Origin of the sequence: Mycolicibacterium diernhoferi (assembly GCF_019456655.1) — a bacterium.
GTDB lineage: Bacteria > Actinomycetota > Actinomycetes > Mycobacteriales > Mycobacteriaceae > Mycobacterium > Mycobacterium diernhoferi.
This window is the reverse complement of the sequence record NZ_CP080332.1, coordinates 1,715,559-1,736,480: the sequence shown is the minus strand read 5'-3', so window position 1 is coordinate 1,736,480 and position 20,922 is coordinate 1,715,559. Positions and strand designations below refer to the sequence as shown.

23 protein-coding genes are annotated in these 20,922 nt (G+C 69.1%); 11 read left to right on the top strand and 12 right to left on the bottom strand.

The window, feature by feature from the left end:
• Positions 1-84 precede the first annotated feature (84 nt).
• Together K0O62_RS08310 and K0O62_RS08305 are read left to right on the top strand one after the other, a co-directional pair.
• Positions 85-876, top strand: coding sequence for an alpha/beta fold hydrolase (locus tag K0O62_RS08310; protein WP_073857795.1), 792 nt, complete (start codon positions 85-87; stop codon positions 874-876).
• Between the two features lie 3 nt (positions 877-879).
• Complete coding sequence (locus K0O62_RS08305; protein WP_073857793.1) at positions 880-1,179, top strand: MGMT family protein; 300 nt, start codon at positions 880-882, stop codon at positions 1,177-1,179.
• Between the two features lie 55 nt (positions 1,180-1,234).
• On the opposite strand, the gene K0O62_RS08300 is transcribed toward K0O62_RS08305, so the two are convergent.
• From K0O62_RS08300 to K0O62_RS08290, 3 genes are all read right to left on the bottom strand, one after another.
• Positions 1,235-2,089, bottom strand: coding sequence for a TIGR02569 family protein (locus K0O62_RS08300; RefSeq protein ID WP_073857791.1), 855 nt, complete (start codon positions 2,087-2,089; stop codon positions 1,235-1,237).
• 37 nt (positions 2,090-2,126) lie between these two features.
• Complete coding sequence (moeZ, locus tag K0O62_RS08295; protein WP_205870756.1) at positions 2,127-3,293, bottom strand: adenylyltransferase/sulfurtransferase MoeZ; 1,167 nt, start codon at positions 3,291-3,293, stop codon at positions 2,127-2,129.
• Between the two features lie 175 nt (positions 3,294-3,468).
• A complete protein-coding gene (locus K0O62_RS08290; protein ID WP_073857902.1) occupies positions 3,469-4,446 on the bottom strand; it encodes a DUF3152 domain-containing protein in 978 nt (325 codons plus the stop codon).
• Positions 4,447-4,836: 390 nt separating this feature from the next.
• Between K0O62_RS08290 and fasR the strand changes: the two genes are divergently transcribed.
• Positions 4,837-5,493 carry an HTH-type transcriptional activator FasR gene (gene fasR / locus K0O62_RS08285; RefSeq protein ID WP_073857788.1) on the top strand — a complete coding sequence of 219 codons (657 nt, stop codon included), beginning with the start codon at positions 4,837-4,839 and terminating at the stop codon, positions 5,491-5,493.
• A 19-nt stretch (positions 5,494-5,512) separates the two neighbouring features.
• Here fasR and K0O62_RS08280 read toward each other — a convergent pair whose 3' ends face one another.
• Positions 5,513-5,761 (bottom strand): DUF3107 domain-containing protein, encoded by a 249-nt coding sequence (locus tag K0O62_RS08280; protein WP_073857787.1) that lies wholly within the window; start codon positions 5,759-5,761, stop codon positions 5,513-5,515.
• A 258-nt stretch (positions 5,762-6,019) separates the two neighbouring features.
• Here K0O62_RS08280 and K0O62_RS08275 point away from each other — a divergent pair, with 258 nt between their 5' ends.
• Positions 6,020-6,931 (top strand): hypothetical protein, encoded by a 912-nt coding sequence (locus K0O62_RS08275; protein ID WP_073857785.1) that lies wholly within the window; start codon positions 6,020-6,022, stop codon positions 6,929-6,931.
• Between the two features lie 4 nt (positions 6,932-6,935).
• On the opposite strand, the gene K0O62_RS08270 is transcribed toward K0O62_RS08275, so the two are convergent.
• Complete coding sequence (locus tag K0O62_RS08270; RefSeq protein ID WP_073857783.1) at positions 6,936-7,649, bottom strand: ferritin-like fold-containing protein; 714 nt, start codon at positions 7,647-7,649, stop codon at positions 6,936-6,938.
• Positions 7,650-7,944: 295 nt separating this feature from the next.
• On the opposite strand from K0O62_RS08270, the gene K0O62_RS08265 reads away from it, so the two are divergent.
• Together K0O62_RS08265 and K0O62_RS08260 are read left to right on the top strand one after the other, a co-directional pair.
• Positions 7,945-9,459, top strand: a complete 1,515-nt coding sequence (locus K0O62_RS08265) for a DEAD/DEAH box helicase (protein WP_073857781.1) — start codon at positions 7,945-7,947, stop codon at positions 9,457-9,459.
• 10 nt (positions 9,460-9,469) lie between these two features.
• On the top strand, positions 9,470-10,687 hold the full coding sequence (locus K0O62_RS08260) for an Rv3212 family protein (protein WP_220045499.1): 1,218 nt from the start codon (positions 9,470-9,472) through the stop codon (positions 10,685-10,687).
• Positions 10,688-10,697: 10 nt separating this feature from the next.
• Here the strand turns inward: K0O62_RS08260 and K0O62_RS08255 are convergent, their stop codons facing one another.
• Together K0O62_RS08255 and K0O62_RS08250 are read right to left on the bottom strand one after the other, a co-directional pair.
• Positions 10,698-11,609 carry a hypothetical protein gene (locus K0O62_RS08255; protein ID WP_073857777.1) on the bottom strand — a complete coding sequence of 304 codons (912 nt, stop codon included), beginning with the start codon at positions 11,607-11,609 and terminating at the stop codon, positions 10,698-10,700.
• Between the two features lie 39 nt (positions 11,610-11,648).
• Positions 11,649-12,443: a ParA family protein gene (locus tag K0O62_RS08250; protein WP_073857775.1), complete on the bottom strand. Its 795-nt coding sequence runs from the start codon at positions 12,441-12,443 to the stop codon at positions 11,649-11,651.
• A gap of 59 nt (positions 12,444-12,502) precedes the next feature.
• On the opposite strand from K0O62_RS08250, the gene K0O62_RS08245 reads away from it, so the two are divergent.
• From K0O62_RS08245 to K0O62_RS08235, 3 genes are read left to right on the top strand one after another with little or no spacing between them, the layout of a single operon-like run.
• The gene (locus K0O62_RS08245; RefSeq protein ID WP_073857900.1) at positions 12,503-13,117 is read left to right on the top strand and encodes an acid phosphatase; all 615 of its coding nucleotides are present in this window, start codon (positions 12,503-12,505) and stop codon (positions 13,115-13,117) included.
• Positions 13,099-14,202 (top strand): isochorismate synthase, encoded by a 1,104-nt coding sequence (locus K0O62_RS08240; protein WP_073857773.1) that lies wholly within the window; start codon positions 13,099-13,101, stop codon positions 14,200-14,202. Before K0O62_RS08245 ends, K0O62_RS08240 begins: the two co-directional genes overlap by 19 nt.
• Positions 14,199-14,690, top strand: coding sequence for a GNAT family N-acetyltransferase (locus tag K0O62_RS08235; protein WP_073857771.1), 492 nt, complete (start codon positions 14,199-14,201; stop codon positions 14,688-14,690). Before K0O62_RS08240 ends, K0O62_RS08235 begins: the two co-directional genes overlap by 4 nt.
• 5 nt (positions 14,691-14,695) lie before the next feature.
• Here the strand turns inward: K0O62_RS08235 and K0O62_RS08230 are convergent, their stop codons facing one another.
• From K0O62_RS08230 to K0O62_RS08220, 3 genes are all read right to left on the bottom strand, one after another.
• Positions 14,696-15,475 carry an SDR family NAD(P)-dependent oxidoreductase gene (locus K0O62_RS08230; protein ID WP_073857769.1) on the bottom strand — a complete coding sequence of 260 codons (780 nt, stop codon included), beginning with the start codon at positions 15,473-15,475 and terminating at the stop codon, positions 14,696-14,698.
• 55 nt (positions 15,476-15,530) lie between these two features.
• A complete protein-coding gene (locus K0O62_RS08225; RefSeq protein ID WP_073857767.1) occupies positions 15,531-17,015 on the bottom strand; it encodes an aldehyde dehydrogenase family protein in 1,485 nt (494 codons plus the stop codon).
• A 155-nt stretch (positions 17,016-17,170) separates the two neighbouring features.
• The gene (locus K0O62_RS08220; RefSeq protein WP_073857766.1) at positions 17,171-17,767 is read right to left on the bottom strand and encodes a TetR/AcrR family transcriptional regulator; all 597 of its coding nucleotides are present in this window, start codon (positions 17,765-17,767) and stop codon (positions 17,171-17,173) included.
• A 135-nt stretch (positions 17,768-17,902) separates the two neighbouring features.
• Here K0O62_RS08220 and K0O62_RS08215 point away from each other — a divergent pair, with 135 nt between their 5' ends.
• Positions 17,903-18,823 (top strand): TIGR03619 family F420-dependent LLM class oxidoreductase, encoded by a 921-nt coding sequence (locus tag K0O62_RS08215; RefSeq protein ID WP_073857765.1) that lies wholly within the window; start codon positions 17,903-17,905, stop codon positions 18,821-18,823.
• Here the strand turns inward: K0O62_RS08215 and K0O62_RS08210 are convergent.
• Together K0O62_RS08210 and aroQ are read right to left on the bottom strand one after the other, a co-directional pair.
• Entirely contained in the window at positions 18,811-19,215 is a 405-nt protein-coding gene (locus tag K0O62_RS08210) for a hypothetical protein (protein WP_073857764.1), read from the bottom strand. The two genes, K0O62_RS08215 and K0O62_RS08210, sit on opposite strands and share 13 nt — an antisense overlap.
• A complete protein-coding gene (gene aroQ / locus K0O62_RS08205; RefSeq protein WP_073857763.1) occupies positions 19,212-19,652 on the bottom strand; it encodes a type II 3-dehydroquinate dehydratase in 441 nt (146 codons plus the stop codon). Before aroQ ends, K0O62_RS08210 begins: the two co-directional genes overlap by 4 nt.
• 164 nt (positions 19,653-19,816) lie before the next feature.
• On the opposite strand from aroQ, the gene K0O62_RS08200 reads away from it, so the two are divergent.
• Complete coding sequence (locus K0O62_RS08200; protein WP_073857761.1) at positions 19,817-20,920, top strand: acyl-CoA dehydrogenase family protein; 1,104 nt, start codon at positions 19,817-19,819, stop codon at positions 20,918-20,920.
• Positions 20,921-20,922: the final 2 nt, after the last annotated feature.

Sequence of the window (20,922 nt, the reverse complement as noted above, 5' to 3'; positions counted from 1 at the left end):
CGCAATGACATCACGGGGGTCCGACAACTGGCGCTGACCTGGGCCGGCACCGCCGCTCTCCGCCGTCCCACCTAGCATCGAAGGGTGACCGACAACCTCCACGTGTATCGCTACGGCCCGTCCCGTCCGCCGCAGATTCTCGCGGTGCACGGACTGACCGGGCACGGCCGGCGTTGGGAGACGTTGTCCGCCCGGCACCTGCCCGAGTTCTCGATGCTCGCACCGGATCTGATCGGGCACGGCCGGTCCAGCTGGGCGGCGCCCTGGACGCTGGACGCCAACGTCGACGCGCTGGCGGCACTGCTGGACGCCGAGGCCGATGGGCCCGTCCTGGTGGTCGGGCACTCGTTCGGTGGCGCGGTGGCGCTCAACCTGGCCGCGGCCCGGCCCGACCTGGTCTCCGGTCTGGTGCTGCTGGATCCGGCGGTGGCGCTCGACGGCGCCTGGATGGCCGAGATCGCCGATGCGATGCTGTCCTCCCCCGACTACCCCGACCGCGACGAGGCGATCGCCGACAAGCTGTCCGGATCGTGGGGTGAGGTCGCCGCCGAGTTCCCCGACGAGCTGGAACGCGAACTCGACGAGCACCTCATCGAGTTGCCCGACGGCCGTCTCGGCTGGCGCATCAGCATCCCCGCGACGATGTCGTACTGGAGCGAGCTGACCCGTCCGATTGCGTTGCCGCGCAGCGGAACACCCACCACCCTGGTGCTGGCGACCCGCACCACCCCGCCGTATGCGACCGCCGAGCTGATCGGCGCGCTGCGCGACGCACTGGGTGCGGCGTTCACGCTGACCGAGGTGGACTGCGACCACATGGTGGCCCAGGCGCGGCCCGCCGAGACCGCCGCCATCATCCGCGCCCATCTGATCTGAGCCATGGCGCCCATCACCGAGGATCAGGTCGAGAAGGTGCGGGCACTGGTGGCCGCCATCCCGGCCGGCCGGGTGAGCACCTACGGTGATCTCGCCGAGGAGGCGGAGTTGTCCAGCCCGCGCATCGTGGCCTGGATCATGCGCACCGATTCCTCGGATCTGCCGTGGCACCGGGTGATCCCGGCGTCCGGGCGCCCGGCGCCGCACCTGGCCACCAGACAGCTGGAACGACTACGCACCGAAGGGGTGCTGGCCCTCGACGGCCGGGTGGCGCTGCGCGAGTACCGCCACCGCTTCCGGTGACTTGTGGAGCGAAACCCGGACTCATTCCGGGAAACACTCCACAAATCGCACGGACCTAGAGGGCGAGCCGGACCAACGCGGCGGTGCGGGCCAGGCCCGGGAACGCCGACGCCGTCGAGCGCGGATGCAGCGCGTGCACAGCCAGCCGGAACATCAAGGCCCGCAACAACATCTGCGGCCACTCGGGCAGCGGCGCCCACCGCTCGACCAGACCGTCGTCGGCCTCGCCCCAGGCCAGCGCGTCGACCACCACGACCCCGGCGGCCCACGATGCCGGCCGCCAGTACGGGGTGATGTCGGTGATGCCGGGCGCCGCGGTACCGGCGAAAAGCACTGTGCCGTAGAGATCTCCGTGCACCAGCTGGCTCGGGCTGCGGGTCGGTTTGCGCAATGTCGCGAGCTGATTAAGTAGCTCGGCGGACTTCTGGCCGTCCGCCGATCCCGGTGACACCCGGGCGCCCGGCGGCAGGCCGTGCAACGGCCGGTCCTCCCAGGCCGCGCGGTCGGCGGCGATGAAGACGTCGACGTCGGACCACGGGGCCACCGGCGGCTGGGTCAGGAACCGCGGGCGCTCCAGCTTCGCGGTGGCCTCGTGCAACCTGACGGCGGCCGAGACGACCTCGTCGTGGCGGGGTTCGGGGGTGCCGGCGACGAAGGTGTCCGCACGCCACCCGGCCACCACATAGCGGCCGTCGGTGGAGCGGACCGGGCGGGCCAGCCGGATCCCGTCGGCGAACAGCGTCTCGCGGACCTTGGCAGACCAGGCGGCGCGGGCGTGGTCGGCGACCATCGAGAGCACCACCTCGCCGCAACGCCAGCCACCCTCCCAGCTGGACCCCAGCGGCACCGGCGACAGGCCGGTCAAACCGAAGGCCGCCATCACATGATCGGGCGGCAGATCGTCAGACACGCACGTCAGCCTAAGCGGTGCGGAGGTCGACACGCGGTCAGTACATGACCATGTCGGGCTCGAGTTGTTTCGCCCACGCCACAATTCCGCCCTGCAGGTGCAGCGCGTCGGCGAAGCCGGCCTTCTTCAGCACGGCCAGCATCTCCGCCGAACGGACCCCGGTCTTGCAGTAGAGCACCGCGGTCTTGTCCTGCGGGACGGTGGCCAGGCCGGCACCCGCCTCGATCACCGACTTGGGGATCAGCGTCGCGCCCTCGATGTGGTTGATCTCCCACTCCACCGGTTCGCGGACGTCGATCAACGCCACCGGCTTGCCCGAGTCGAGGAGTTCGCGCAGTTCACGCGGGGTGACGGTGGCGCCGGCCGACGCTTGGGCGGCTTCGTCGGACACCACACCGCAGAACGCCTCGTAGTCGATGAGTTCGGTGATCTTCGGGGTCGACGGATCCTTGCGGATCTTGATCGTCCGGTAGGTCATGTCGAGCGCGTCGTAGACCATGAGCCGGCCCAGCAGCGGATCCCCGATGCCGGTGAGCAGCTTGATGGCCTCGGTGCCCATCACCGAGGCGATCGACGCACACAGGATGCCGAGCACACCGCCCTCGGCGCAGGACGGGACCATGCCCGGCGGCGGCGGTTCGGGGTACAGATCGCGGTAGTTCAGGCCCAATCCGTCGGGGGCGTCCTCCCAGAACACCGACACCTGGCCCTCGAAGCGGTAGATCGAGCCCCACACGTAGGGCTTGCCCGCCAGCACCGCGGCGTCGTTGACCAGGTAGCGGGTCGCGAAGTTGTCGGTGCCGTCCAGGATCAGGTCGTACTGGGAGAACAGCTGCACCGCGTTCTCGGGTTCCAGGCGCACCTCGTGCAGCACCACGTTCACCAGCGGGTTGACCTCGAGCACCGAATCCCGGGCGCTCTGCGCCTTCGACCGGCCGATATCGGACTGGCCGTGGATGATCTGGCGCTGCAGATTGGACTCGTCGACGACGTCGAACTCGACGATGCCGATGGTTCCGACACCCGCGGCGGCCAGGTAGAGCAATGTCGGCGAGCCGAGCCCGCCGGCGCCGATGACCAGCACCTTGGCGTTCTTCAGACGCTTCTGACCGTCCACCCCCATGTCCGGGATGATCAGGTGCCGGCTGTACCGGGCGACCTCCTCGCGGGTCAGTTCAGCGGCTGGCTCCACCAGCGGTGGCAACGACGTCACCGTGCGCTCCTCGAATCGACGACGAATTTCTCCGGCCCATCAGACCAGGCACACGTACTCAACAGCAATTCAGCCCAATACGTTCCCGCGCCCATGACCAGTGTGCGCTTCTACTCACCGCTCGGCGACGAGCCGGACGCGATGCGCACGCCCGGGGCCCGGGACGTCAGGCGATCGGGTACGGCCAGGGATTGAAGCGGCAGGTCAGGCCGTCGGCCTGGACGGACTCCGCGTCGAAGCGGGCGCCGTCGTTGTTACTGGTCGAGAATGTCTGCTGCATCATGATCGGCGCCAGCGCACCGTTCTCCGGGCACGGTTCGTGCTGGCGGTAGCCGATGGCGTGACCGACCTCATGATTGATCACGTACTGCCGGTAGGACCCGATGTCGCCCTGGAACGAGGTGGCCCCGCGCACCCAGCGCGCTTCGTTGATGAACACCCGGGCCTGATCGCCCAGGTAGGCCGGGTTGTAGCAGGACGCCTCCAGCGGGATGTCGTAGCCACACCCCTCGCGGATGGTCTGCGGCGAGGTCAGCGACACCCGGAAGTCCGGTGGGCCCTCGCTGTCGTTGTCCACCCGCAGGAACGCGAACTGCGCGTTGTGCGTCCAGCTCTTCGGGTTGGCCAGGGTTTCGCTGACCATCCGGGCGAATCCCTCGTCACCGCCGAAGGAGGCGGTGTCCAGGCCGTCCTCGACCTCGACGGTGTAGGTGAAGGTCTTGTCGGTGCCCTGACCGATCTTGGGTGAGGTGCCCGGCACGATGTGCCAGGTCTTGGCACCGGCCTGGGTGAACGGTCCCCCGCCGGGCAGGATGCCGGTGGGCAGGTTGGCGTCGAACTCGGTCAGTCCCTTGGGCGGTGCGCCGACGATGGCGGTGCTCGGGGCGTCGATCGTCGGCGGGCCCTGCACCGGGCCTTCCGCGCTGACCGAGCTGGGCGCACCGGTGCCGGTCACCGTCTGATACAGCACGATGCAGGTCACCACGGCGAGGACCGGCAGCGCATAGGCGCGCCACCCGTAGGTCGAGACGAACCGGCCCAGCCAGGTCTGCTTGCGCCACTGCTGGTGCTCGTCGCGGTTGGCGCGGGGCCGGCCGTGGTCCTCGGCCAGCGGATCGCGCTGCGCGCGCAGCGGCTCCCGCATGTCGTCACGCCGCACCGGTATCCGGTCCGGGTCGTCGAACTGCCGGGCACGCGGGGGTGCTCCCCCGGGCACGCTGCGTGGATATCCCGAGTCGCTGCGCTCCCGCCCGCGGTTCTGATCCCCCGAGTCGCTGCGCTCCCGCCCGCCGGACCGAACTCGGTCGCCGACGCGACGCCCCGGGTCGTAGGTCACCGAACCAGGATGGCACAAGGCGCGGCGCATCCCATTCCGGCACGCCACCGACACGTCGAGGTAGGCCTAACGGCCTACACCCGACTCTCTGCCTGGGTGCGGTAGTAATGTCGTGGCGATCAGCAGGTGGAAGCTGCCGATAAACGGCCCGAGTAGTGCCTCAGCGCACACTGCACAGATTTTGAGATTGAGGACGTGATGAGCGATCTCGCCAACGCCGCCGGAGCGCGCGGCACCAAGGCGGGCACCGGCAATCGGCGCGGCAACCGCCTGCCCCGCGACGAACGCCGCGGCCAACTGCTTATCGCGGCCAGCGAGGTATTCGTCGACCGCGGTTACCACGCCGCCGGCATGGATGAAATCGCCGACCGCGCCGGCGTGAGCAAGCCCGTTCTCTACCAACACTTCTCGTCGAAGCTTGAGCTGTACCTCGCGGTCCTGCAACGGCACGTCGACAATCTGGTCTCCGGGGTCCGCCAGGCCCTGCGCACCACCACCGACAACCGGCAGCGGCTGCGCGCGGCGGTCCAGGCGTTCTTCGAGTTCGTCGAGCACGACAGCCAGGGATACCGGCTGATCTTCGAGAACGACTACGTGACCGAGCCGCAGGTCGCGGCCCAGGTGAAGGTGGCCACCGAATCCTGCACGGACGCGGTGTTCGACCTGATCAGCCGGGATTCCGGCCTGGAGGCCCACCGGGCCCGGATGATCGCGGTGGGCTTGGTGTCCACCAGCGTCGACTGTGCGCGCTACTGGCTGGACAACGACCGCCCGATCTCCAAGGACGCGGCGGTCGAGGGCACGGTGCAGTTCGCCTGGGGCGGACTGTCGCACGTGCCGCTGACCCGGTCCTGAGGACCGGGCCAGCTGACAACTAGCTGGTCTTGATGGCCTCTGCGCCGACCCCGAAACCGACCCGGCGATTGTCGGCGGCGCCGATCTCGACGTAGGCGATCTTCGCCGACGGCACCAGGTAGCGCCGGCCCTTGTCGTCGGACAGCGCGAGCAGCGCCGAGGCGTCGGACAGTGATTTGACGATCGCCTGCTCCACCTCGTCGGGTGTCTGCGCGGTGCTGATGATCAGCTCTCGCGGGCTGTCGGTGACCCCGATCTTGATGTCCACGCTGTGGCCTTTCGGTTGGATGGCGATGCGTGCAATCAGGCTAGTACGGCGCACCCGTGCACAACGACCAGGGGGATCGCTTCAGCGCCGCCCCGGGCGCCTCCACGCGCCTTGACCTGCGCGTTGCGCCGGCAGTGAAGCGTCCTGACCAGACCGAGTCCGGACCGTGACCGGACCGCGACCGCGTCAACATCAGCTGTCACTTTTGCACCACTAGCATCGACCAGGTACGTGCCGGAACGATCTGGGAATTACGTTATGAGCAGGCAATATTCGCCATATTCGACCACCCGCAGTCGCTATTCGGGCAGCTACCGATCGGAGTACGCCACCGACACCTGGGACGCTGCGGACGGGTTCGACCCCAGCTTCGACACGGGGGATGCCTACCGCACTCCGCGCGACCATGACGGTTACGACGGGTACCAGCCCCGCGACTACGACCCGAACAGCGGCGAGTCGAACGACACCCCGCGCTACCCGGCCGATGTCGACACCGACTACACCGACTACCAGTACCCGGCGGACTACCACGACCAACTCGACCGGCGCTGGATCTGGGTGGCCGGCGTCGCCGGCGTCATCCTGATGGTCGCGGTCATCTGCACCGGCATCATCCTGGGCGACGGCGACAGCGGCACCGTCTCGGCCGCCGCCTCCTCGGCGACCACCGAGCCGGCCGTGCCGTCGGCGCCCGCGACGCCGACCGCGTCGGCCCCGACCCCGACCGCCGGGGTCCCTGCCCCGCCGCCGCCCGTCCCCGGCGGCGCCACGCTGCCCGAGACTGTCACGACCGTCACACCCACCCCGAGTGCGGTGCTACCGGCCCCGGAGCCCGCCCCCGTGGTGCCCGCCCCGGTCGTCGTCCCGGAGGCGCCGGTGGCCGACCCGGCGCTGGCGGCGCGCACCGTCACCTATCACGTGACCGGCAACCGGCCGTTGCTCGATCTGGTGACCGTCATCTATACCGATGCGCAGGGTGCCCTGCGGACCGACGTGAACGTCGCGCTGCCGTGGGTGAAAACCGTCACCCTGGACCCGGGTGTGACGCTGTCGTCGGTGACGGCGACCAGCGTGGGCGGCCAGCTCAACTGCTCGATCGTCGACGGCAGCGGCGCCGCGGTCGCGGTGCAGGCCAACGACTCGATGATCGCCACCTGCACCCGGTAGAGGATCAGGCCAGGCCCAGTTCCTGCATGCGGCTGGCGTGGGTGCGCTGCAACCGGTCGAAGAACTCCGGTAGCTGGGCCAGCCCCTGACTGCTCATCACCAGGTCGACCAGCTCATCGTGGTCGGCGAGCACGTACTGGGCCTGGGTGATCGCCTCGCCGAGCAGCCGCCGCGACCACAGTGCCAACCGGTGCTTCTGCCGGTCGCTGGCGGTGACCGCCGCCCGGACCTCGGCCACCACGAATTGCGAGTGCCCGGTCTCGGCCAGCACCGACCGCACCACATCGGCGACCTCGGGAGGCAGCGCATCGGCGATCTGCAGGTAGAAATCGGCCGCCAGCGCATCACCGATATAGGTCTTGACCAGCGCCTCCAGCCAGGTGCTGGGGGTGGTCAGGCGGTGGTAGTTCTCCAGCGCGGGCGCGTACTTCGTCATGGCGGGCACGGTGTCGACATCGCGGGCGGCCAGCGCCTCGTGCAGCACCTCGTAATGGCGCATCTCGGCGGCGGCCATGCTGGCCATGTTGATCCGGCCCGACAGATTCGGCGCCATCCGGCCCTCTTCGGTGAGCCGATAGAAGGCCGCCACCTCGCCGTAGGCCAGCACCGCGAACAGCTCGGTGACACCGGGATGATCGGCCGAGACACCCGGCCGCACAGCTCCGTCAGCGGGGCCGGCGGGTTGCGCTGACGACGTCTGAGGCGGCAGTGAAATCATGGCCCAACTCTAGACTCCGGGCCGTCCGGCAACCGAGAACCGGTATGACCAGCTATCATGGACGACAGGTAGCGACTTCGATGCGCAAAACGACCGAGTTTTTGTGACCTGCCGCTACCTGAGAAATGTGCGTGCACGTGGTTCGGCCCGCCCCTCATTGGCAGGGCCCGACGGAGCGGTATCGCCCGCCTACCTGGGGATATCCGCCTTTTACTCGTCATCGTCGTGCGCGCGTGGACGCGACGAGGATTGACACCGAAAGGCTGACGGCATCGCAAGCGACGCCGACCACACTATGACTGCACTTGACAGCAAACCGACCATTTCATTCGCCGAGCTCGGGGTCCGGGACGAGATCGTCCGGGCGCTCGCCGAAACCGGCAAGGAACACGCCTTCGCCATCCAGGAACTGACCCTGCCGCTCGCGCTGGCAGGCGACGATCTCATCGGTCAGGCCCGCACCGGCATGGGCAAGACGCTGGCCTTCGGCGTGCCGCTGCTGCACCGCATCACCAGCGACGGCACCCGGCCGCTGAACGGCACCCCGCGCGCCCTGATCGTGGTGCCCACCCGTGAGTTGTGCCTGCAGGTCTACAACGACCTCGAACTCGCCGCGAAGTACCTGCGGGCGGAGTCCCCCGACGGCGACCGCAAGTTCGTCGTCACCTCCATCTACGGCGGCCGCCCCTACGAGCCGCAGATCGAGGCGCTGCGCAAGGGCGTCGACGTCGTCGTCGGCACCCCGGGCCGGCTGTTGGACCTCGCACAGCAGGGCCACCTGCAGCTCGGCAGCCTGTCGGTGCTCGTCCTCGACGAGGCCGACGAGATGCTCGACCTGGGCTTCCTGCCGGACATCGAGCGGATTCTGCGCCTGACCCCCGACGACCGGCAGTCGATGCTGTTCTCGGCGACCATGCCGGGCCCGATCATCACGCTGGCCCGCACCTTCATGAACCAGCCGACCCACATCCGGGCCGAGTCGGCGCAGTCCTCGCAGACCCACGACACCACCGAGCAGTTCGCCTACCGCGCGCACGCGCTGGACAAGGTGGAGATGGTCGCCCGCATCCTGCAGGCCGAGGGCCGCGGCGCCACCATGATCTTCACCCGCACCAAGCGCACCGCGCAGAAGGTCGCCGACGAGCTCAGCGAGCGCGGCTTCAAGGTCGGCGCCGTGCACGGCGACCTCGGCCAGATCGCCCGGGAGAAGGCCCTCAAGGCCTTCCGCACCGGTGAGGTCGACGTGCTGGTCGCCACCGACGTGGCCGCCCGCGGTATCGACATCGACGACATCACGCACGTCATCAACTACCAGATCCCCGAGGACGAGCAGGCCTACGTGCACCGCATCGGCCGCACCGGGCGTGCCGGCAAGACCGGCATCGCCGTCACCCTGGTGGACTGGGATGAGCTGCCCCGCTGGACCATGATCGACAAGGCGCTGGGCCTGAACAATCCCGATCCGGTCGAAACCTATTCCAGCTCTGAGCATCTGTACACCGAGCTGAAGATTCCTGCCGGCACCACCGGGTCGATTTCAGCACCGCGAAAGAGCAAGCCGCGCACCGAGGGCGAGCGCGTCGAACGCGCCGAGCGCACCGAACGCCCGGTCCGTACCCGGACCCGCACCCGCACCCGCGGAGGCCAGTCGGCGACCGGACATCCCGAGCAGAGTGACGGCGCGAACGCCTCGGACGCCACCAGCGCGCCGGCCACCGACACCGCGCCCGAGACCGAGAGCGGCGACGCCCCGGCCAAGCGCCGCCGCCGGCGTCGTCCGCGCAAGACCGGCACCCCTGCCGCCGGCTAGTCCCGCAGCGATGGTTCAACCGGAACGCCGCACGCGCGGCGATCTGATTGCGGCCGGGGTGATCGCGCTCGTGGTCGCGGTGACCGCGGCGCTGATCTGGTGGACCAGCGACGCCCGGGCGACCATCAGCAAGCCGGCCGCCGAACCGGTGCCGAGCCTGACCCCGGCGCCCCAGGTGCCGACCGGCCTCAAGCAACTCTGGTCGGCGAACAGCGCCAAAACCACGGCGCCACTGGTGGTATCCGGGGCGGTGGTGACCGGCGACGGCGGCACCGTCATCGGGCGCGACCCGGTCACCGGTGCCGAACTGTGGAGCTACAGCCGGGATCTCGAGCTGTGCGGGGTGACCTCGGTGTACCAGTACGCCGTGGCGGTCTACCCCGATGCCCGGGGCTGCGGCCAGGTCAGCACAATCGATGCCGGTACCGGTAAACGCGGCCCGGCCCGCACCGGCTACGCCGACCCGGAGGTGCGGCTGTCCACCGACGGCAGCACGGTGCTCTCGGCCGGGGACAGCCGTCTGGAGTTGTGGCGGTCGGACATGGTCCGGATGCTCAGCTGGGGCGCACTCGATGCCCGGGTCAAGCCCGATGTGCCGCAGTCGCCGCTGTGCCGGCTGGTGTCCGCGGCGGCCAGTTCGGCCGCGGTGTCGGTGATGGAGTCCTGCCCGCAGCAGTCCGAGATGCGACTCACGCTGTTGCGGGTGTCCGACGAAGAAGACGTTCCCGAAGTCAAATACGAACAGCAGCCCGGTGTTTCGTCCGACGCCGACGCCCGCGTCATCGCGGTCTCGGACACCACCACCGCGGTGTATCTGCCCTCACCGCACCCGGTGGTCAACATCGTCGACGACACCGGCACCGGCACCGTCACCGCCAGCACCCGGCTGGACACCGCCCCCTCCGAGCACGCGACGATGACGCGCGCCGGTGACGTGACCACCTGGTGGACCGGGGATTCGGTGCTGGTCTTCGACTCCAGCGGCCTGCACTACAAGTACACCGTCGCTCCGGCGCCGAACGGCGCGCCGGTCGGCCCGGCCACCGTGATGGCCGGCGAACTACTGGTTCCGGTGACCGACGGCTACGACGTGTTCGACGTCAAAACCGGCAGGGGCATCAGGCATATCGACCTCGACCGGCCCGCCCAGAGCACCGCCGTGGTGCCCGCCGTGGCCGGTTCCACCGTGATCGAGCAGCGCGGCGACACGGTCGTTGCGCTGGGCTGACACCCGCCGATCACGGGAACGAGTTCTCGATGTGCTCCCCTACCCGCCGTATCAGCCCGTCGGGTAAATCCATCGACAGCGTCGCGGTCTCGAGCGCGATCGGCCTCCCCGCGGCGTAGGGCAGCAGATCGCGCATCTCCTCGACGCGCGTGCACATGGTGGCGATGAACTCCTCGTACCCGGCCAGCGGACACAGTGCCACGGCGCCGGCGTCCTGTACGAACACCAGGCTCTCGGTACCCACCGGCGTGCGCAGACAGCGCTCCGCGCAGTCGAGGAACTTCTCGTGGTAGTCCATCAGGCGGTGGGCATTGTCGGTGATCGCCTCGGCATCCGCGGTCCGGTCGGCGGCATCGACGTCGCCGAATGCGCCGACGAAGCCGGGGCTGAGCATGAACCCTTCGAGTTTCGCGGCCAGGTCCCCGATCTCTTCGAGGACCTGGCCCACGAGCCGGGCATATTCACCGCGCCCGACCGGTTCACCCGGGCGCGGGTGATGTCCGGAGACGCAGTAGCGCAGCCGGGGCTGGACCGCATTGCGGCGCTGAACCAGTACCGAGGCGAACAACGCCCACGGCCAGGCCGGCGGCCGCTGCTGCAGCAGGGTGGTCAGCCCCTCCGGTGTCACTTCCAACCTGGCGATCTCCGGTGCCGGCGTGGCGAAGACCGAATCCGGCGCGGGCCGGATCTGTCGCGCCATCCGCGCCAGCGAAGCATGCAGGGTGGCGGGCAACTCCAGGGGCTCGGGATCGACCTGACGTCGCGCCGGGGCCCGGAGACCGAACATCGCGACCGCACCCGCGGCGACGCCGAGCAGACCCAGCAGCCAAGAACCTGCGGACAGTGCGGCGATCAGCAGCACCGCAGCGAGAGCGCAGATCCCGACCGCCACCGGATGCGCCCGCCATTTCGAGCCGGCCATGACGCGATCGTAGGTGACACCTACGACAGGCTCGTCGAATCAGATCTCGGGGGTGAAGGTGGCCAGCGCCCGGCCGGTCTTCCAGTGCTTCATCAGCGACTCGGCGAGTTCTCGATATGCGTTGGCGCCCTTGTTCTTCCGGCCGGCCAGCACCGACGAACCGGACGCACTGGCCTCGGCGAACCGCACCGTCCGCGGGATGGGCGGTGCCAGCACCGGCAGGTCGTAACGGTCGGCGACGTCGAGCAGCACATCGCGGCTGTGGGTGGTGCGCGCGTCATACAGCGTGGGCAGGGCACCGAGCAGCTTGAGATCAGAGTTGGTGATCTGCTGGACGTCGTTGATGGTCCGCAGGAACTGCCCCACACCGCGATGGGCCAGCGTCTCGCACTGCAGCGGCACGATGACCTCCTGCGCCGCGGTCAGGCCGTTGAGCGTCAGCACACCCAGAGAGGGCGGACAGTCGATGATCACCACGTCGAAGTCGTCCGTCAGCTTCGCCAGGGCGCGCTTCAGCGCGTACTCGCGCCCGGCCCGCATCAGCAGCATCGCCTCCGCACCGGCCAGATCGATGTTGGCCGGCAGCAGGGTCATCCCCTCCACCGTCTGGATCAGGGCGGCGCTCGGCTCCACATCGCCGAGCAGCACCTCGTGCACCGATACCGCCAACTTGTCGGGATCCTGGCCCAGGGAGAACGTCAGACACCCCTGCGGGTCGAGGTCGACGAGCAGCACCCGCCGACCCTTCTCCGCCATCGCCGCGCCGATCGACGCCACCGTCGTCGTCTTGGCGACCCCACCCTTTTGATTGGCGACCGCTAGTACTCGCGTCACATGGCCATCCTGACACGTGGATGCGGCGGATGGCTGCCCTGTGCGGCAGAATCGCCCGGGTGAGCGTCCACCAGCATCGGCTGCTGCTGCTGCGGCACGGTGAAACCGAGTGGTCACGTCTCGGCAGGCACACCGGCCGCACCGACATCGAACTGCTCGACATCGGTCGGGAGCAGGCCACCCTGGCCGCCGGTGCGCTCGGCGATCTGCAATTGCGCACTCCCCTGGTGATCAGCAGCCCGCGCAAACGCGCGCTGGTCACCGCGGAACTCGCCGGGTTGACGGTCGACGAGGTGTCACCGCTGCTCGCCGAGTGGGATTACGGCGACTACGAGGGGCTGACCACACCCCAGATCCGCGAGACCGTGCCGGGCTGGACGGTGTGGACCCACGGATGCCCGGGTGGCGAGACGGCCGCCCAGGTGTCCGACCGCGCGGATGCGGCCATCGCCCTGGCCCTGGAACACATGGCTTCCCGGGATGTGGTTTTCGTCGGGCACGGGCACTTCTCCCGCTCCGTCCTGAGCCGGTGGATCGAACTACCGGTGTCCGAGGGTGTCCGGTTCTCGATGGCGGCCGCGTCCATCGCGGTGTGCGGGTTCGAGAAGGGCATCCCCCAGTTCAGCGCGCTCGGGCTGACCGGGCACACCAACCCATGTCTTCCGCCGGCGTGACGCCCTCGTTCGTCCTGTCCGGACCGTCGGGCACGCTGCTGGCCGACGGTGTCGCCACCGGCTTCTCCGAGGTGGCCGCCGCCCAGCACGCCCTGCGCACCGGTGCCGCGCCGGTGGTGTTGGGCGCGTTGCCCTTTGATCTCGACCGTCCGGCGGCCCTGCACCGGCCCGGCGCGGTCCGCCGCGGTGCCGGACTGCCCGACTGGCCGGACACTGCACCACCGGCGATCCTGCACCGCGAGACCCTGCCGGCCGGGGCGGTGCACCGGGAACGGGTGGCCGAGGCGGTCCGACGACTGCGCGCCCCCGGATCGCCGCTGGACAAGGTGGTGCTGGCCCGCGCGCTGCGATTGACCGCCGACGCCGCGTGGGACCCGCGAGCGGTCCTGCGCCGACTGGCCGGCGCGGATCCCGCGGCGACGGTGTACCTGGCCGATCTGTCCCCGGCCGGTCCCGAGTACACCGACCGGGTGCTGGTGGGGGCCAGCCCGGAACTGCTGGTCGCCCGCGTGGGAGACACTGTGGTCTGCCAGCCGTTCGCGGGTTCGGCGCCGCGCTCGGCCGATCCGACGACCGATGCCGCCAACGCGGCCGGCTTGGCCGCATCGCAGAAGAACCGCCACGAGCACGCCCTCGTCGTCGAGGTGATGCGGGCGGCGCTGGACCCGCTGTGCGCGGACCTGGAGATCGCCGCCGAGCCCGAACTGCACGGCACCGACGCGCTCTGGCATCTGAGCACCCCGATCCGCGGGCGGCTGCGGTCCCCGGACACCACCGCCCTGGACCTGGCGCTCACGCTGCACCCCACACCCGCGGTCGGCGGCGTGCCCACCGATCTGGCCGCCGAGCTGATCACCGAACTGGAGGGCGACCGCGGTTTCTACGCCGGTGCGGTCGGCTGGTGCGATGCGCACGGCGACGGCCGCTGGGTGGTGTCGATCCGGTGTGCGGTGCTGGCCGCGGACCGGCTCAGCGCGCTCGCCCATGCCGGCGGCGGGATAGTCGCAGAATCCGATCCCGATGACGAGGTCGACGAGACGACCACGAAGTTCCGCACGATCCTGACAGGGCTGGGGGCCACATGAGTTCCACCGAGTTGATCCGCCGGGCGCAGCCCGGTGACGAGGCCGAGATCGTGGCGATGATCGAGGAGCTGGCCGCCTTCGAGAAGGCCTCCGAGGAGTGCACCGTCACCGAATCCCAGATGCGCGCCGCACTGTTCGCCGATCAGCCGATCGCCTTCGCGCATGTGGTGGAGGTGGACGGCCGGGCCGCCGCGACCGCGGTGTGGTTCCGCAACTTCTCCACCTGGGACGGCGTGGCCGGCATCTACTTGGAAGACCTGTTCGTGCGGCCGGCCTTCCGCCGGCGCGGTCTGGCCCGGAAGTTGTTGTCGGCGTTGGCTGCCGAGTGCGTGGCCAGCGGCTACACGCGGCTGAGCTGGGCGGTGCTGAACTGGAACGTCGACGCCATCGCGCTGTATGACGCGGTCGGCGGAAAACCGCAGACCGAGTGGACCACCTACCGGGTGTCCGGTGACGAGCTCAGTGCGCTGGCGTCGGCCGCCGACTGAACGGCTCAGAGCGCGAACGAATATCCGCCGTTGACGCAGATCGTCTGACCGGTGATCCACGCGCCCTGGTCACTGCCGAGCAGCAGCGCGAGATTGGTGACGTCCTCGGGCAAACCCGGCCGGCGAATCGCATAGTTCTGCAGAATCGCCTTGGCCTGGGGGGAATCGGCCTGCTCGGCCCACAACGGTTCGGTCAGCGGGGTCCGCATGGTGCCCAGCGAGATGTTGTTGGCGGTGATGTTGAACCGGCCGTTCTCGATGGCCAGCGATCGCGTGAGCCCGGCGGCCCCGGCCTTGGCTGCGCCGTACACCGCGCCGCCGGCGTCACCGGTGCGGGCGGCGTCGGACACGATGGTCAGGACGCGCCCCCACCTGCCGGCGATCATGGACGGCAGCACGGCCCGGGTGCAGTGCAGGACGCCGTACAGATTGACCCGCAGGAACATGTCCCAGTCGGCCGGGTCGGAGTCCGCGAAACGGGACCGGTCACCGAACCCGTCGGCACCGGCATTGCCCGCGTTGTTGACCAGGATGTCGACCCCGCCGTGCTCGGCGACCGCCCCGGCGACCGCGCCGTAGTCGGTCACGTCGAACGGGACCGACGAGGAGGCGCCACCGGCGGCCCGGATCTCCTCGACGACCTGCTCGGAGCGTTCGGCGCGAAGATCGTTGACCAGGACGTGCGCCCCGGCGCCGGCGAAGGCGAGCGCGAGCCCCCGGCCCACCCCCTGACCCGCGCCGGTGACGAGCACCTTGCGGCCATCGAGCTGCGGGACTGTATTCATCTGGCTACCTCCGGATTCGACGACATCATGGGACAACCGCACATGGCCGGGCGGGTCACTCGGGCATCCCGATGGTCTTGATGTGCAGGTACTCCAGGTAGCCCGGTGCGCCGTTGCGGTAACCCAGTCCGGATTGTCCCGTGCCGCCGAACGGGCTGTCGATGCCGAAGTGACTCTTACCGTTGATCGTGACGTTGCCGGTACGCATCCGGGTCGCCACCGAGAAGGCGCGCTCCACATCGGCGCCGCTGACCTCACCGGACAGTCCGTAGATGGTGTTGTTGGCGATGGCGATGGCCTCGTCGACACTGTCGTAAGGGGTCACCGTGAGCACGGGACCGAAGATCTCCTCCTGGGCGACAACCGAATTCGGGTCCACGTCGGCCAACAGCGTCGGTTGGACGTAGTACCCCACCGGGAGGTTCTCGGGCATCCCGCCACCTGTCACCAGCCGGGCCCCCGAGTCCGTCCCGGCCTCGATCAGGCCGAACACCTTGCAACGCTGCGCCGCACTGATCTGCGGGCCCTGCATGACGCCCGGTGTCCACGGGTCGCCCATCGGGAAACCCTCCATGCTCGCCTTCAGGATCGCCAGGCCGTCCTCGTACCTGGACCGGGGCAGCAGGATTCGGCTTGGCAGGATGCAACTCTGCCCGGACATCACGCACGCCATCATGGCCGCGAGCGGTAGGCACGCGGAGAGGTCGGCGTCGTCGAGCACGATGTGCGCCGACTTGCCGCCCAGTTCCAACAGGTTCTTCTTCACCGTCGCCGCGCCGGCGGCCAGGATGGCCCGCCCGGTGGCGGTCGAACCGGTGAAGGTGATCATGTCGACCCGGGGATCCGCGGACAGGGCCGCACCCACCTCGTTGGCGTTCGACGTCACGACATTGAAAACCCCTGCCGGGATGTCGGTTTCCTCCGCGATGATCCGACCGAGTTCGGTTCCCGACCACGGGGTCAGCTGCGCCGGTTTGAGCACCACGGTGTTGCCGGCCATCAGTGCCGGAATCGTCTCGGCGATGTTGAGATAGAACGGCACATTCCACGGGGTGATCGCCCCCACCACGCCCAGCGGCTCGTGATGCAGCTTCCGCCGTGCCGGTCCGAGCGGGGTGTCGTGCAGGCCGGTGTCCACCAGATAGTCGAAATCCCGGCCGTACTCGGCCCAGTGCCGGACCTCGTCGATGGGTGATTCGATCTGACTTCCGGTGACCGAGATCGGGCAGCCGACCTCGGTGACCAGGATCCGGCGCAGCCGTTCCTGGTTGCGCTGCAGCGCCTCGTGCAGCTGGGTGAGGCAGTGGAATCGGAAATCGGTGTCGCGGGACCAGTCCGTCTCGTCGAACGCGCGTCTGGCCGCGCCGACCGCGCGTTCCATATCGTGCACGCTGCCGTCGGCGACATCGCCGACCACGGTTTCGTTGGCCGGGTGCTCCACCCCGAACGTCGCGCCGCTCGCGGCCGGTTGCAGTTCCCCGTCGATGAGCATCCGCTGCTCGCCGGCGAGTATGCCCGTCTCGGTCTGCACGCTGGTCACGGAGAGCCCCTTTGGTTGGTGATTGACGAGATTCGCTAGCCCACATCGGATTTTGTGGATGAGAACTGACTGCGACTCTACTGTCATAGAGAAAGTTTAGGCGCACTTTCGCGACACCCGACCGGCAACGACCAATTCGCTCGGGGATAACGGGTTCAGCTACCGAGGCCACGGACGATGCCGGCGATGAGCACGTCCAGCTCGTGCGCGGTGTGCGCGGCGCGATGACCGGTCACCGTGGCCAGCATGACACCGCCGATGAACATCGTGACGGCATAGGTCTGGGCGTCGATCGAGGCCGACTCGCCGCCACGCCGACGCGGCTGGAGCTGCAGTACAACGTCACGGATGAGCGCGGAGAACTCGTCGGTATAACCGCGCAGCGCCTCGGCAAGAGCCGGGTCCCGGGCGGCCTGTAACCCCAACTCGTTGCGCGCTTTGGTCCGAACCAGCCGGACGCCGCTGCCACACCGGACCACCAGGGTCGCCAGTCCCGACGCGCGGGCGGCGTCGCCGGGATCCCTGGTCGCCGCGCGCAGATCCTTGCGGTCCAGCTCGGCGACCCGTTCGGCGACCGCACACAGCAGCGCCGAACTGGTGCGGAAGTAGAACGACGTCGTCCCGTCGGGAAACCCGGCCGCCCGGTCCACCTTCAGATGCGTGGCACTCTTGAGTCCACCCTCGGCCAGTAGGCGAATCGCGACGTCACAGAGGGTTCGACGACGCTGCTCGGGGTTCGGGCTATTTCGCATGGTGGGCAAGGAGTTTAGCGCGATCCGGGTAGACAGATCCCGAGATCGCGGTTTCGGTCCGCAACCGGCGAACGCACTCTATGGTCATAGAGTCGTCCATCCACTCAGTGCTGCTTGACCACCGGGAGCCTCAGCGTGCAACTTGTCTTTCCCCTCCCCCACATGATGCGACTCAAGGCGCTCAGCCAGCCGTGGGAGGGCACCGTGACCGGCGCCGACCAGACCCGGATGGCGCGGTGCGCCGACGAGTGGGGATACGACATGATCGCGATTCCCGAGCATTTCATCATCCCCAACGAGCACCTGGAACTCTCCGGTCCGCACTACCTGCAGTCCACGGTGGCCCAGGCCTATCTGGCCGGCGCCACCCAGAACATCAGACTGAACTCCTGCATCACCGTGCTACCCCTGCAGCATCCGGTGGTGATGGCCAAGGCGCTGGCCACCGCGGACTGGATGAGCAGCGGCCGGATGATGGTGACCTTCGGTGTCGGCTGGCTGCAGAGCGAATTCGAACTGCTCGGCGTGCCTTTTCGGGAACGCGGCCGCATTGCCGACGAGTACCTGGCCGCCATCAAAGAACTATGGACCAGCGACGACCCGAGTTTCTCCGGCAAGTACGTGTCCTTCGAGAACGTGGGCTTCGAGCCGAAACCCGTGCAGAAACCGCATCTTCCGATCTGGATCGGCGGTGACGCCGACGCCGCCCTTCGCCGCGCGGCCAAGTACGCATCGGGCTGGTGGTGCTTCCTCACCCCGCCCGAGCAGATCGCCGAACGGATCGATTTCATCAAGTCCCAGGACGGCTACGACGGCCGGCCGTTCGACGTGGTGCACGGCCTCGGGACGAACCGGGTCGGCGAGGGACATGTGGTCCAGAAGGATCCCCACGCCCGGCCCGGGATGAGCGAGGCCGAGATCGTGGACCGGCTCAACTGGCTCGGCGCTCAGGGGGTGACCGTCAGCTCGGTACCGACCCCGCCGGTCAGCGGGGTCGAGGAGTACCTCGACTACACCCAGTGGGTGATCGAGACGATCAAACCTCAGTTGGACTGAGCGCCGTCCGGGGGCTCATGCCGGCCCGCCATCCACTGCACCGCCGACGGACTCAGCAGCATGCTCAGCGCACTCAGTGCCAGCAGGCCGACCAGGATCCCGTACACCACATGGTGGCTGGTGATGACGTACCAGGCCACCGGCAGCAACAGCAGGTTGGTCGGCACCGCGATCCCGCGGCCCCAACGCCGGCCGGTGATCAGCGCCCAGCCACCGGCCAGCACGCCCGCGCCGATCAGAAGGAACCAGAGCGCCGTGCCCCAGCCGCTGACGATGCGCTGATCGGCGCCCAAGGCCGCCCGCACCAGCAGTACGGCGGCCATGATCAGCGCCGCGACTCCCTCGGCCGCGACCAGGAAGCCTGCGTAACGGACGATCGGTGGCTGGATCACGACAGCCGACCGGCCAGGTGCGCCACGGCGAACCGGTAGCCGAGCGGGCCCGCGCCCGCGATCACCACCTCGGCGACCGCCGACACATAGGAGTGATGTCGGAACGGCTCACGGCGGTGGACGTTGCTCAGATGCACCTCGACGACCGGCAGCTCCACCGCGGCCAGCGCATCGGGGATGGCCACCGAGGTGTGGCTGTAGCCGCCCGGGTTGATGATGATGCCCGCACAGTCGGCCCGCGCGGCGTGGATGGCGTCGATCAGCGCGCCCTCGTGGTTGCTCTGGACGGCGCGCAGGTCAAGGCCGTGTTCGGCGGCCGTCGCGGCCACCTGCTGCTCGATCTGGGCCAGCGTGGTGGCCCCGTAGATCTCCGGCTGGCGGGTCCCGAGCAGATTCAGGTTGGGGCCGTTGAGGAGCAGCAAGCGGCGTTGGGTCACGTCAGTACGGTACCGACGCCGCCGCGCCGGCGGCCACGCCACACCGGACCCGGTCCGAGGTAGCGTTTCCCAAACGGAAACGTGTCGGTGTCGACATCCGTGATTTACACGGCCGCGCGCACCACGAAGCATGGGATCCCGACAGCCAGGAAGGGCGGTAGAGCATGACGATCAGCGTGGCCGAACGAGCGGAGTTGAGATCCGCGGTCCGCGACCTGCTGCAGGAGAAGTGTTCCGAGCAGGATGTGCGGCAGGCCATGGAGTCCGAGGATGGCTTCGACCGGGAGCTGTGGGGCCGGCTGGCCGAGCAGGGCGTGCTCGGCATGCTCGTCGGCGACGAGCACGGCGGCCTCGGATTCGGCCCGCTGGAACTGGAGTCCGTCGCCGAGGAGACCGGTGCCGCGCTGCTGCCCGCCCCGTTCATCTCCAGCGCGGTGCTCACCGTCGCACTGATCCAGGCGGCCGGCACCGATGCGGACAAGCAGCGCCTGCTGCCGGGTCTGGCCGACGGGAGTTCGATCGGCACCGTCGCGGTGACCGGCGCCCGCGGCACCTGGACCGCCGAGGGCGTCGACGTCACCGCCGGCGCCGACGGCACCCTCAACGGCGCCGCGCACTTCGTCACCCACGGCCAGGTCGCCGACGTCATCCTGGTCGTCGCCGACACCGGCGACGGGGTCGGTGTCTTCGAGGTCGCCGCGGACGCGGCCGGCTTCCAGCGCACGGCCGTAACGGTTTTCGACCCGACCGTGCCGCTGTCGACCTACACCTTCGCCGACACCCCGGCCCGGCGGCTGGGCACCGCCGGCTGGGAAGCCGTGCAGCAGGCGCTGGACCTCGCGGTCGTCGCGCTGGCCGGTGAGCAGGCCGGTGGCACCCGGCGCATCTTCGACATCACCATCTCCTACCTCAAGACCCGCTTCCAGTTCGGCCGCGCGATCGGCAGCTTCCAGGCGCTCAAGCACATGGCCGCCGATCTGCTGCTGGAGGTCGAGTCGGCCACCTCGGCGGCCCAGAACGCCGCGGCGCAGATCGCCGCCGTCGACAGCACTGCCGAGGCCCGCGACGGGGCGGTCGCGCTGGCCGGATTCGCCTGTGCCGAGGCCTATGTGAAAACCACCATGCAGGCGGTGCAGATGCACGGCGGCATCGGCTTCACCTGGGAGCACCCCGCTCACCTGTACGTCCGCCGGGCGCGTAGCGGCCTGCAACTGTTCGGCGATTCCGGGTCGCACCGCGAACGCTACCTGCTCTCGAAAGGCGCTTGAGT

Coding starts and splice junctions, on each gene's coding strand:
- K0O62_RS08260 (WP_220045499.1), top strand. CDS start 9,470: ATGGTTCAACCGGAACGCCGCACGCGCGGCGATCTGATTGCGGCCGGG.
- K0O62_RS08305 (WP_073857793.1), top strand. CDS start 880: ATGGCGCCCATCACCGAGGATCAGGTCGAGAAGGTGCGGGCACTGGTG.
- K0O62_RS08265 (WP_073857781.1), top strand. CDS start 7,945: ATGACTGCACTTGACAGCAAACCGACCATTTCATTCGCCGAGCTCGGG.
- fasR (WP_073857788.1), top strand. CDS start 4,837: ATGAGCGATCTCGCCAACGCCGCCGGAGCGCGCGGCACCAAGGCGGGC.
- K0O62_RS08200 (WP_073857761.1), top strand. CDS start 19,817: ATGACGATCAGCGTGGCCGAACGAGCGGAGTTGAGATCCGCGGTCCGC.
- K0O62_RS08240 (WP_073857773.1), top strand. CDS start 13,099: ATGTCTTCCGCCGGCGTGACGCCCTCGTTCGTCCTGTCCGGACCGTCG.
- K0O62_RS08235 (WP_073857771.1), top strand. CDS start 14,199: ATGAGTTCCACCGAGTTGATCCGCCGGGCGCAGCCCGGTGACGAGGCC.
- K0O62_RS08255 (WP_073857777.1), bottom strand. CDS start 11,609: ATGGCCGGCTCGAAATGGCGGGCGCATCCGGTGGCGGTCGGGATCTGC.
- K0O62_RS08290 (WP_073857902.1), bottom strand. CDS start 4,446: ATGCGGGAGCCGCTGCGCGCGCAGCGCGATCCGCTGGCCGAGGACCAC.
- K0O62_RS08275 (WP_073857785.1), top strand. CDS start 6,020: ATGAGCAGGCAATATTCGCCATATTCGACCACCCGCAGTCGCTATTCG.
- K0O62_RS08220 (WP_073857766.1), bottom strand. CDS start 17,767: ATGCGAAATAGCCCGAACCCCGAGCAGCGTCGTCGAACCCTCTGTGAC.
- K0O62_RS08270 (WP_073857783.1), bottom strand. CDS start 7,649: ATGATTTCACTGCCGCCTCAGACGTCGTCAGCGCAACCCGCCGGCCCC.
- K0O62_RS08230 (WP_073857769.1), bottom strand. CDS start 15,475: ATGAATACAGTCCCGCAGCTCGATGGCCGCAAGGTGCTCGTCACCGGC.